Below are 10,479 nucleotides of genomic sequence, written 5' to 3'. Positions count from 1 at the left end.
CTCGGCCTGGAGGTCGGCCGGATCGGCATCGAGGCGCAGATCGAGAACGCCGCCGGCCTGGTCAACGTGGACGCGATCGCGGGCGCCTCGCCCCGGGTGGAGACCATCATCTTCGGCCCGGCCGACTTCATGGCGTCGATCAACATGAAGTCGCTTGTGGTCGGTGCGCTGATCCCGGACTACCCGGGCGACCCGTACCACTACATCCTGATGCGGATCCTGATGGCCGCCCGGATGCACGACAAGCAGGCCATCGACGGCCCGTTCCTGCAGATCCGCGACGTGGACGGGTTCCGTGAGGTGGCCAAGCGTTCGGCCGCGCTGGGCTTCGACGGCAAGTGGGTGCTGCACCCCGGCCAGATCGACGCCGCCAACGAGGTCTACCAGCCGGCGCAGGCCGACTACGACCACGCCGAGCTGATCCTCGACGCGTACGAGCACTACACCTCGGAGGCCGGCGGCAAGCTCGGCGCGGTGATGCTCGGCGACGAGATGATCGACGAGGCGTCCCGCAAGATGGCGCTGGTGGTCGCCGCGAAGGGCCGGGCCGCCGGGATGAGCCGTACCTCGTCGTTCACCCCGCCGGCGCAGTGACGGGCCGGGCCGGGACGGCGGCCGCCGGCTTGTCGACCCGGCTCGACAATCGGCGGTACGCCGTCCCGCCCGTCGGTCAGTAGCTGCCGCTGTCGTTGCTCGTCGCGATCGCGTAGATGATCGCGGCGGCGTAGATGGCGAGCACCAGCACCAGGAACCCGGTGAGGATCCAGCCGATGATGATGGCGGCCTTCGCCATCCCCGCGCCGCCCTCGCCGCTGATGCGGATCTGCTTCTGGGCGACGCGCCCGAGGATCGCGCCGATCGGCGCGGTGATGCAGGACGTGAAACCGATCATGGCCAGCACGAACGCGGCGATGGCCAGTCCGTTGGTCTTCGGCGGCTGCGGGTAGCCGTAGCCGGGGTACTGCTGCGGGTAGCCGGCCGGGGCGTACCCGGGCGGGGCGTACTCGGCCATCGGCTGGGTGGCGGGCGCCTGCGCGCCGGCGTACGGGTCGACCGGGGCGTACGGGTTCACCGGGGCGTACGGGTTTGTCGGGCCGTACGGGTCGACCGGGCCAGGCTGCGGGGGCACCGGCTGACCGGCCACCAGGGTCGGGTCGGGTGTGGGGCTCGATGGCGGGGCCGACCAGGTGGGATCGCTCCAGTTGCCGGGCGGCGGGGGATTTGTCATGCGAACTCTCCGTCAGGTCGGGTGCGGAGACAGGGTAGCCACAGCCACCCAAACCCGATGCCCCTGCTTCCGGGTGCCGCGTTGCCCGGGCCGGTCGTAACGGGCAGGATCCCTGGCATGGCATTCGACGCGCGCGCCGCGGACCGCTCCGGCAGTCGACCCCGACGGGACGTCAGCCGTCCGGGCGCGGCCCGGCGGGCCCGGACGGCCGCCCCGGCGGGCAGCTCGGGCAGCGACGAGCCGGTCGCGCTCGCCGATCCGGTGACCATGCGTCTCGACGGGCGGGTCGCCCTGGTCACCGGGGCGGGCAGCCCGGACGGCATCGGGTACGCGACAGCCCGGCGACTCGCCGACCTCGGTGCCCGGGTGGCCATCGTGTCGACCACCCGACGCATCCACGAGCGGGCGACCGAGCTGGGGGTGACCGGTTTCGTCGCGGACCTGACCGACGAGTCCGAGGTCGGCGCACTGGCCGACGCGGTCGCCGAGCAGTTGGGTGACGTCGAGGTGCTGGTCAACAACGCCGGCCTGGCCAGTCGGGCCAGCCAGGGCGTGCTGCGACCGGTGGCCCAGCTGAGCTACGACGAGTGGCGTGGCGAGATCGACCGCAACCTCTCCACCGCGTTCCTGTGCAGCAGGGCGTTCATCGGGGGAATGGCCGAGCGGGGCTGGGGTCGGATCGTCAACCTGGCGGCCACTGCCGGCCCGGTCAACGCCCTGCCCACCGAGGCCGCGTACGCCGCGGCGAAGGCCGGGGTGGTCGGGCTGACCCGGGCCCTGGCCATGGAGATGATCGCCGACGGCGTGACGGTGAACGCGGTGGCGCCCGGCACCATCTACACAGCGGCGTCCACCATGGCCGAGATCAAGCAGGGGCTGGGCACGCCGGTGGGGCGACCGGGCACGCCGGACGAGGTCGCCGCGGCGATCAGCTTCCTCTGCTCGCCGGCCGCCTCGTACATCACCGGGCAGATGCTGGTGGTGGACGGTGGCAACAGCGTCCGCGAGGCCCGCTTCCGCTGACCGGAACGCTCCGCACCCGCGCGTCGGTCAGTAGCCGCCGCTGTCGCCGTTGTTGGCGAAGGCCACCAGCGCCAGCCAGCCACAGCAGGCCAGCACGGTGAGCCCGGTGAAGACGTAGCCCAGGATCAGCCCCCAGGTGGCGAGCTGGTCGCCGTCCTCGCCGCTGGTGCGGATCTGCCGTTTGGCCACGTGGCCGAGGACGGCGCCGGCCGGTGGGAACACGAAGGCGAACACCAGCGACAGGATCGCCAGCACGTTGGTGCGCTGCCCCGGCCCGGACGGCGGTGGGCCGTACTGACCGTAGGGGCCCTGCGGGGGGTACGGCGGCTGCTGGCTCCAGTGCGCCGACTGCTGCGGCCGCTGGCCACCGTACGACGGCTGGTCGCCGGGTGGCCCGTACGGTGAACGTTCCGCTGGTAGCTCGTACGCCGGCTGGTCCGGCTGCGGCGCGTACGGCTGTTGGCCGGCCGGCGGTGGCGCGTACGGCGACTGGTCAGCTGGTGGTTCGTAGGGCGACGGCGGCGGCTCGTCGCCGGGTGGTCCCGACGGCGGCGGGTGGCTCACAGCTGTCCTCCTCCTGCCGGTGCCGGAAAAGTCCCTCTTGCCGGACGCTACCCGCAGCGGTGAACCTTTTCACAGCGGTTGTGTGGACTGGTCACCTTGGCCTCGCCGACCCGAGAGACCGATACTGACCCAGCGTTCAGTTACCCACGAGTAGTGCGCGGATCCCCGGAGGCTGTGATGGCTCGACTCGCCCAGACGCCCGGCCTGACCGATGTGCAACAGTCGATCCTGGAGACCGTTCGGGACTTCGCGGACAAGGAGATCATCCCGCACGCGCAGCGGCTGGAGCACGCCGACGAGTACCCCACCGACATTCTCGACGGCATGCGCGAGATGGGGCTCTTCGGCCTCACCATCGACGAGGAGTACGGCGGGCTCGGCGAATCGCTGCTCACCTACGCGCTCGTGGTGGAGCAGCTGTCCCGAGGCTGGATGTCGATCTCCGGCATCGTCAACACCCACTTCATCGTGGCGTACCTGATCTCCCAGCACGGTTCCGCCGAGCAGAAGGCCCGCCTCCTGCCGAAGATGGCCACCGGCGAGGTGCGCGGAGCGTTCTCCATGTCCGAGCCCGAGACCGGCTCCGACGTCTCGGCGATCAAGTCCCGGGCCGTCCGTGACGGCGACAGCTACGTGCTCAACGGGCAGAAGATGTGGCTCACCAACGGGGCGTACTCCTCGGTGGTGGCCACCCTGGTCAAGACCGACACCGGCGCGGGGTCCGTCTACGGCAACATGAGTACCTTCCTGCTCGAGAAGGAGCCGGGCTTCGGCGAGACCGCTCCCGGCCTGACCATTCCCGGCAAGATCGAGAAGATGGGTTACAAGGGCGTCGAGACCACCGAGATGGTGCTCGACGGGGTGACGGTGCCCGACTCCGCGATCCTCGGCGGCGCTGACCAGGTGGGCCGTGGCTTCTACCAGATGATGGACGGCATCGAGGTGGGCCGGGTCAACGTGGCCGCCCGCGCCTGCGGCATCTCCATCCGCGCCTTCGAGCTGGCAGTGCAGTACGCCCAGCAGCGCAAGACCTTCGGCCAGCCGCTCGCCAGGCACCAGGCGATCGCGTTCAAGCTCGCCGAGATGGGCACGAAGATCGAGGCCGCGCACGCCCTCATGGTCAACGCCGCCCGGCTCAAGGACGCCGGTCAGCGCAACGACGTCGAGGCCGGCATGGCCAAGCTGCTCGCCTCGGAATACTGCGCCGAGGTCGTCCAGGAGGCGTTCCGCATCCACGGCGGCTACGGCTACTCCAAGGAGTACGAGATCGAGCGGCTGATGCGCGAGGCCCCGTTCCTGCTCATCGGCGAGGGCACCTCGGAGATCCAGAAGACCATCATCAGCCGAGGCCTCCTCAAGGAGTACAAGATCTGATCCCCTTTACCTCCGCGATCTTGCACTTCCTGTCGTCACATAACCCGCTTAACGGGGCGAAACGGCGACCGAAAGTGCAAGATCGCGGGGGTGGGGGGTCAGGTCAGGCGGGTTAGCGCGTTCACGGCGCGTTCCACGGCCAGGCAGCGGTCTTCCACGTAGTCCATGCCAGCCTCTTCGGCGATCCGCCGCGCCTCGGCCGAGACGATGCCCAACTGCAGCCAGACCGCCGGGGCACCGATCGTCGCCGCGTCGCGGACGACCTGCACGGCGTCGGCCGCCGGCCGGAACACGTTCACCAGGTCGACCGGGTGCGGGATGTCCGCGAGAGTCTTGTACGCCCGCTCCCCGAAGAGTTCATCGACCGACGGGTTGACCGGGATGATCCGCCAGCCGTGTCGCTGCATCTGCAATGGCACGCCATGCGCGGCCTTGGTGGGGTCGCGGGACGCGCCCACGACGGCGATCACGGCGGAGTCGGCGAGGATCTGCTGAGCGGTACGCACCCGCCGACTGTAGCTCCGACTACAGCAGTGTCAGCTGCTCGGCTGCCGACGGTGGCGGCGGCTCGGGCAGGGTGCGGTTGTCGCCCCGCTCCCCGCGGTGCAGCCCGTGCCGGCGGGAGGCGATTCGCACCCGCGCGGTCAACTCCCGCTGGTACGCCTGCGGGGCGTACGCGCCGGCCCGGTAGAGCTCGCGGTAGCGGGGCACGAGGTGCGGGTGCTCGCGGGCGAGCCAGTGCGCGTACCACTCCCGGGCGCCCGGACGCAGGTGCAGGGGCAGGGCGGTCACGCTGGTCGCACCGGCGGCGGCGATCGCCGACACGGTGGCCTCGATCGACTCGTCACTGTCGCTGAGGCCGGGCAGGATCGGGGCCATCAGCACGCCGACGGAGAAACCCGCGTCGGTGAGCGCCCGGACGGCGTCCAACCGGCGGCGGGGGTGCGGTGTGCCCGGCTCGACGGTGCGCCAGAGGTGCTCGTCGACGAACCCCACCGAGAACGAGATGCCCACCGTTGTCACCTCGGCGGCCTGACGCAGCAGCGGCAGGTCGCGCAGGATCAGCGTGCCCTTGGTGAGGATCGAGAACGGGTTGGCGAAGTCCCGCAACGCGGCGATGATCTGCGGCATCAGCCGGTAGCGGCCCTCGGCGCGCTGGTAGCAGTCCACGTTGGTGCCCATCGCCACGTGCGCACCCCGCCATTTCGGCGCGGCCAGCTCCCGCCGGACCAGCTCGCCGGCGTTGACCTTGACGATCACCTTCCGGTCGAAGTCCGCGCCGGCGTCGAGATCGAGGTAAGTGTGAGTGTTTCTCGCGAAGCAGTAACGGCATGCATGAGAACAGCCCCGGTACGGGTTGATCGTCCACTCGAACGGGACGCGGGACTGCCCGGGCACCCGGTTGAGGATGGACTTGGCCTGCACCTCGTAGAAGGTCATCCCGGCGAACTCGGGGGTGTCGAAGGTGCGGGCGACGGCGCCGGGCAGCGCCAGCGGCAGGGGTGGCGTCGCTGGCGCTGCCCGCTCGGGGTCTCCCTCGACCGGGGGAGCGGTGAGGTTGTCCCAGCGCATGGGCACTATTCGAACACGTGTACGAGGTGAGCGCAAGTGACCCGCCGTACACCGGTGGGCGTCCGGGCGGTCGGAGAGGGGAGGATGGAGGCCATGGAGACGTCGACCTTCGTCTACGACGGGGACTGCGCGTTCTGCACGAGCTGCGCGCAGTTCATCGAGCGCCGCATCCCCACCACCGCGCGGGTGGTGCCGTGGCAGTTCGCCGACCTGGACGCGCTCGGCCTCACCGTGGCCGAGTGCGAGGAGGCCGTGCAGTGGGTCGGCGCGGACGGCGCGCGTGCCGCCGGCCCGGACGCCATCGCGAAGCTGCTCGCCGCGAGTGGTCCGCTCTGGCGGGTCGCCGGTGCCGGCCTGCGGATCCCTCCGGTACGGGCTGCGGCCTGGCCGGTGTACCGCTGGGTGGCGCGTAACCGGCACCGCCTGCCGGGCGGCACTGCGGCCTGTTCCCTGCCGCAGGAGGCGCGGGAGCGGCTCTACGGCCCGGCCGGTCGCCCGAGCACCGGAGCCTGATCGTCGAACGCCCGCTCCGCGCCGGCTCCCACCGGACCCCGGTCGGGTGGCACCGGCCCGGTGTCGGTGTCCGCCGGGCTCGTCTCCGGGGCGTCCGTCGGTGCCGAACCGGACGTGTCGCGGCCGACGAGCCGACGGGCCCAGACCAGCGGGCGTACCCGTTCCAGCGGTAGGAAGCTGGTCATCGCGGCCAGGTGCGGTGCGAACGAGATCGTGATGGTCGCGATGGTGACCGCGTGGAACGAGTAGAAGAAGCCGACCATGGCGAGTCGCCAACGGGGTGGCAGCAGGAAGACCACCGGGCTCAGCAGCTCGAACGCCACGATGCCGAACTGGGCGACGATGAGCAGGTACGGCACCTGGGCGATCAGGTCCGCCAGGTCGGTGCCGCGCCGGATGATCGCGCGGGCCAGGACCGAGCCGGTCAGCCAGTCCAGACCGCCGAAGCGCAGCTTGGCGAAGGCGGCCAGGAAGTACGTGCAGATCACCGCGATCTGGGTGACGCGCAGGGCCCAGCCGCCGGCCTCGGTGCGGGTGGTGTCGCCGTGGCGGGCGCGACCGGCGGTGGGCAGCACGGCCAGCGCGACGAGCAGCCCGAACCGGTCGTGGTCGACCTTCCCGTAGCTCATCGCGATGATCATCCACTCCAGGTACAGCGCGCACACCGCCCAGCCGAGCAGTCGGGGCGCCCGTCCGGTGGCAGCGAGGAGGGCGAGCAGCAGCAACGCCCAGAAGATCACCGTCACCAGCGTCTCGGTCGGCGTCGGCAGTGGGAGCAGACGGCCGATCAGGAGCGGTTGGTACAGGTCGCCGGGCACGCTGACCCGGGTGCGTACCCAGGGGGTGAAGATCACCAGGTCGGCGGCGACGAACAGGTAGATCAGGGTGCGGAACGCGGCCACCCGGCCCCGGGGCACCGCCTCGGTCAACCAGCGGCTCATCGGGCGGCCTGCCAGCGGACGACCGTCTCATCGGTGTGTTGACCGGTCGGTCGGCCGGCGCGAATGCCGTGCCAGCGGATGACGATGCGGACCTCGACCAGCGCGGGGGCGTCCGGGTGGCGTTCGGCGTACGCGTCGGCGACCTCGGTGAGCAGCGTCGGGTCTGCCGCGTAGCGGGCCTGCTGACCCTCGATCTCGGCGCGGCGGATGCCGGTCGCGTTCTGGTCGAGGTCGATCACCGCCCCGGAGGTGTTCACCCCCTCGACGCGGGTGTCGGGCGCGGGTGCGTTCGGCGGGTTCGAGGTGGAGTACATCCGGAACGGGCCGAACGGGAAGTCGTCGTCGCTGCCCCAGAAGGTGCCGAGGACGAGCAGGACGAGACCCAGTGCGGTCGCGCCCAGCCGGGTCACGCGCCCGCGGGTGGTCAGGTTCTCCATCGGGTCGTGACGATACGGGATGTACCGACTGCTTCGGGTCCCTCCGACGGCCAGTTCGGCCTGACCAGGCAGGTGATCATGCGCGCGGGTGGGGGTACGACGAAGGCCGGGCCCGTGTCGGGCCCGGCCTCGTGTGTCGTCAGCGGGACGACTCAGTGGTTGTGCTCGGCCAGCTGCTTGCGGACGTCGTCCATGTCCAGCGCCTCGACCTGTTCGATCAGGTTCTCCAGTGCGGACTCGGGCAGGGCGCCCGGCTGGGCGAAGACGATGACGCCGTCCCGGATCGCCATGATCGTCGGGATCGAGCGGATGTCGAACTTGGCGCCCAGCTCCTGCTGAGCCTCGGTGTCGACCTTCCCGAAGACGATGTTCTGGTGCTTCTCCGAGGAGCGCTCGTAGACCGGGGCGAACCGCTTGCACGGACCACACCAGTCGGCCCAGAAGTCGACCAGGACGATGCCGTCGTTGCCGGTCACCTCGTCGAAGTTCGCCGAGGTCAGCTCAACGGTTGCCATTGCACTCTCCGATCACCGCGGTTTATCTACGTCCCGTAGAACCAGGGCTGACCGTATCGAATTCCCGGGCAGTGGGGCACGAAACGTGCTCGGGGCTGCCGGGGGGCGCTGCGGGTCATCGACGTACGTCTGTTCACACCCGAGCTGCGGATCGCAAGTGCACGACGCACTTGCGTGACCTGCGGTAATGGGAGCGTTTCCAGGGAGATCCACCCGATTGAGCACTACGAATCGGTAACTTGGGCATTGACAAGGAGGTATCCGGCCTGCAGAGATCGCTGATCAACCTCCCATTGGTGACGGAGAGTAATGTTACAAAAAGATAAATGTGACCGCGATCTCTGTTGAACCTACGCAGGCGTAGGGCAGAATTCCTCACATCAGAGCGTGGGCGGCGGGTGCCGGGGAGGGCCCCGCCGCTCATTGCGTCTCCCCCCGGGCGTGTGACAGGTGTGACATTTCCGCCGCCACCGCGCCCCGCCGGTCGCCTTAACCATCGGTAAGGCATGCTGTGCCGAACTCCATCGCCGCCCGTCGAAGGGACCAGCATGCAGTTCGGTCGCTACTACGAGGAGTTCGAGGTCGGCGCGGTCTACCGGCACTGGCCGGGCAAGACCGTGACCGAGTACGACGACCACCTCTTCTGCCTGCTCACCATGAACCACCACCCGCTGCACATGGACGCGCACTACGCCGCGACGGCCAGCCAGTTCAAGCGCAACGTCGTGGTCGGCAACTACATCTACTCGCTGCTGCTCGGCATGTCGGTGCCGGACGTGAGTGGCAAGGCGATCGCCAACCTGGAGGTCGAGTCGCTACGGCATGTCGCGCCGACCTTCCACGGCGACACCATCTACGGCGAGACCACGGTGCTGGACAAGCGTGAGTCCGGCTCGAAACCCGACCGTGGCGTGGTGTCCGTGGAGACGCGCGGCTACAACCAGGACGGCACGATGGTCTGCGTCTTCCGGCGCAAGGTCATGGTCCCCAAGCGGGAGTACGCGGAAGCTGCGGTGCCCGACGGCGTGGACCCCGAGCGGCCCAGCTTCCCCGAGCCGCGCTGAGTGTCGCGGCGGGCTCGACCGTCGCCGGACACCGGGCTCCTTCCCCGACCGCGGGTCTGCTGGGGAAGGGGCCCGGCGCCCGTCTCGGGGCATATGCTGACGCCGGAGGTTCCGATGAGCCACTCCGTAGCGGGAGAGCCGTCCTCTGCCGGCCGCCGAGCCACGCCCTTGACCACCGCTGTCTACTCCGCCGCCGAGTGGGATCTGCTCACCGGCCTGCCCGGCCGGGTTCTCGTGGCCGCGGCGGCGCCCGGTCCCGGCCGGATCGAGCGTGGGGTCGCGGCGGGCCTGGCCGGCCTGGACGCCGTGGCCGCCGGCCGGGCCTCCGACAGTGATCTGGTCCGCGCGGTGGTCGCCGCGATCTACGCCCGTCACGACGGCACCCCGCAACCCGCCGAGCGGCTGACCGACCTGGTGGACCTGCTGGCCGCCTGTCGGGCGGCGGGCCGGGTCCTCCGTCGGCGGGCCGACCCGGCCGACTCGGCCGCGTACCGCCAGTGGGTGCAGTCGGTCGCGGCCCGGGTCTGTCGCGCGGTGCCCGGCACCGGCGGGCGTCGGGTGGACCCACCGGCCAGCCCGGCGGACCGGCGCTTCCTGGACCGGCTCGGTGCCGCGCTCGACCTGGGCTGACCGGCAGGTCGTCGCGGCCGGCGCCGACGCGGTCCGTACCCTCTGATGACCGTGACCGACGACCAGCTTGAGGTGGGCGTGGGCCCCTGGCCGGGGGACCCACCGGACGACCCCCGTTACGACCCGCAGCTACTGGCTGAGGGGGACCGGCGCAATGTCGTCGACCGCTACCGCTACTGGCGGCATGAGGCGATCGTCGCCGACCTGGACCGGCACCGGCACGGCTTCCACGTCGCGATCGAGAACTGGCAGCACGACTTCAACATCGGCACTGTGGTGCGCAACGCCAACGCGTTCAACGCCGCCGAGGTGCACATTGTCGGACGACGACGGTGGAACCGGCGCGGTGCGATGGTGACCGATCGGTACCAGCACGTACGGCACCACGAGACGATCGAGGAGTTCGTCGCCTGGGCGGCCGGGCGGCACCTGCCGGTGTTCGGCATCGACAACCTGCCCGGGTCGCGTCCGCTGGAGACCGGCACCCTGCCACGCGACTGCGTGTTGCTGTTCGGCCAGGAGGGCCCCGGCCTCTCCGCGCCGGCCCGCGCCGCGTGCGACCAGCTCTACTCCATCGCCCAGTACGGCTCGACGAGGTCGATCAACGCCGGCGTTGAT

General features: G+C 70.4%; 14 protein-coding genes. 7 read left to right on the top strand and 7 right to left on the bottom strand.

The window, feature by feature from the left end; all coding sequences use genetic code 11:
- A partial coding sequence (locus KBX53_RS10760; RefSeq protein WP_210858925.1) for a CoA ester lyase occupies positions 1-594 on the top strand: 594 nt, incomplete at its 5' end.
- Between the two features lie 76 nt (positions 595-670).
- Here KBX53_RS10760 and KBX53_RS10755 read toward each other — a convergent pair.
- Positions 671-1,228: a DUF4190 domain-containing protein gene (locus KBX53_RS10755; protein ID WP_210858923.1), complete on the bottom strand. Its 558-nt coding sequence runs from the start codon at positions 1,226-1,228 to the stop codon at positions 671-673.
- Between the two features lie 117 nt (positions 1,229-1,345).
- Here KBX53_RS10755 and KBX53_RS10750 point away from each other — a divergent pair, with 117 nt between their 5' ends.
- A complete protein-coding gene (locus KBX53_RS10750; protein WP_030329208.1) occupies positions 1,346-2,251 on the top strand; it encodes an SDR family NAD(P)-dependent oxidoreductase in 906 nt (301 codons plus the stop codon).
- 27 nt (positions 2,252-2,278) lie between these two features.
- Here the strand turns inward: KBX53_RS10750 and KBX53_RS10745 are convergent, their stop codons facing one another.
- Positions 2,279-2,815 carry a DUF4190 domain-containing protein gene (locus tag KBX53_RS10745; protein ID WP_210858921.1) on the bottom strand — a complete coding sequence of 179 codons (537 nt, stop codon included), beginning with the start codon at positions 2,813-2,815 and terminating at the stop codon, positions 2,279-2,281.
- A 177-nt stretch (positions 2,816-2,992) separates the two neighbouring features.
- Between KBX53_RS10745 and KBX53_RS10740 the strand changes: the two genes are divergently transcribed.
- Positions 2,993-4,189, top strand: coding sequence for an acyl-CoA dehydrogenase family protein (locus KBX53_RS10740; protein WP_210858919.1), 1,197 nt, complete (start codon positions 2,993-2,995; stop codon positions 4,187-4,189).
- Between the two features lie 98 nt (positions 4,190-4,287).
- Here KBX53_RS10740 and KBX53_RS10735 read toward each other — a convergent pair whose 3' ends face one another.
- Complete coding sequence (locus KBX53_RS10735; protein ID WP_210858918.1) at positions 4,288-4,695, bottom strand: CoA-binding protein; 408 nt, start codon at positions 4,693-4,695, stop codon at positions 4,288-4,290.
- A 19-nt stretch (positions 4,696-4,714) separates the two neighbouring features.
- Entirely contained in the window at positions 4,715-5,761 is a 1,047-nt protein-coding gene (locus KBX53_RS10730; RefSeq protein WP_210858916.1) for an Rv2578c family radical SAM protein, read from the bottom strand.
- Between the two features lie 93 nt (positions 5,762-5,854).
- Here KBX53_RS10730 and KBX53_RS10725 point away from each other — a divergent pair, with 93 nt between their 5' ends.
- On the top strand, positions 5,855-6,274 hold the full coding sequence (locus KBX53_RS10725) for a thiol-disulfide oxidoreductase DCC family protein (RefSeq protein WP_030329196.1): 420 nt from the start codon (positions 5,855-5,857) through the stop codon (positions 6,272-6,274).
- Here KBX53_RS10725 and KBX53_RS10720 read toward each other — a convergent pair.
- The 3 genes from KBX53_RS10720 to trxA form a co-directional block, all read right to left on the bottom strand.
- A complete protein-coding gene (locus KBX53_RS10720) occupies positions 6,238-7,215 on the bottom strand; it encodes an HTTM domain-containing protein (RefSeq protein WP_036410861.1) in 978 nt (325 codons plus the stop codon). The two genes, KBX53_RS10725 and KBX53_RS10720, sit on opposite strands and share 37 nt — an antisense overlap.
- On the bottom strand, positions 7,212-7,652 hold the full coding sequence (locus KBX53_RS10715) for a hypothetical protein (protein ID WP_030329192.1): 441 nt from the start codon (positions 7,650-7,652) through the stop codon (positions 7,212-7,214). The genes KBX53_RS10720 and KBX53_RS10715 overlap by 4 nt, the downstream gene beginning before the upstream one ends.
- 152 nt (positions 7,653-7,804) lie before the next feature.
- Positions 7,805-8,167, bottom strand: coding sequence for a thioredoxin (trxA, locus tag KBX53_RS10710; protein ID WP_030329190.1), 363 nt, complete (start codon positions 8,165-8,167; stop codon positions 7,805-7,807).
- A gap of 548 nt (positions 8,168-8,715) precedes the next feature.
- Between trxA and KBX53_RS10705 the strand changes: the two genes are divergently transcribed.
- From KBX53_RS10705 to KBX53_RS10695, 3 genes are all read left to right on the top strand, one after another.
- Positions 8,716-9,231: a MaoC family dehydratase gene (locus tag KBX53_RS10705; RefSeq protein WP_030329188.1), complete on the top strand. Its 516-nt coding sequence runs from the start codon at positions 8,716-8,718 to the stop codon at positions 9,229-9,231.
- Positions 9,232-9,324: 93 nt separating this feature from the next.
- Positions 9,325-9,861: a hypothetical protein gene (locus tag KBX53_RS10700; RefSeq protein WP_209444496.1), complete on the top strand. Its 537-nt coding sequence runs from the start codon at positions 9,325-9,327 to the stop codon at positions 9,859-9,861.
- A 51-nt stretch (positions 9,862-9,912) separates the two neighbouring features.
- The coding region (locus KBX53_RS10695) for an RNA methyltransferase (RefSeq protein ID WP_210858914.1) at positions 9,913-10,479 on the top strand (567 nt) is incomplete at its 3' end.

Origin of the sequence: Micromonospora sp. M51, assembly GCF_018070305.1 — a bacterium.
Lineage (GTDB): Bacteria > Actinomycetota > Actinomycetes > Mycobacteriales > Micromonosporaceae > Micromonospora > Micromonospora parva.
This window is presented reverse-complemented; position numbering and strand designations above follow the sequence as displayed.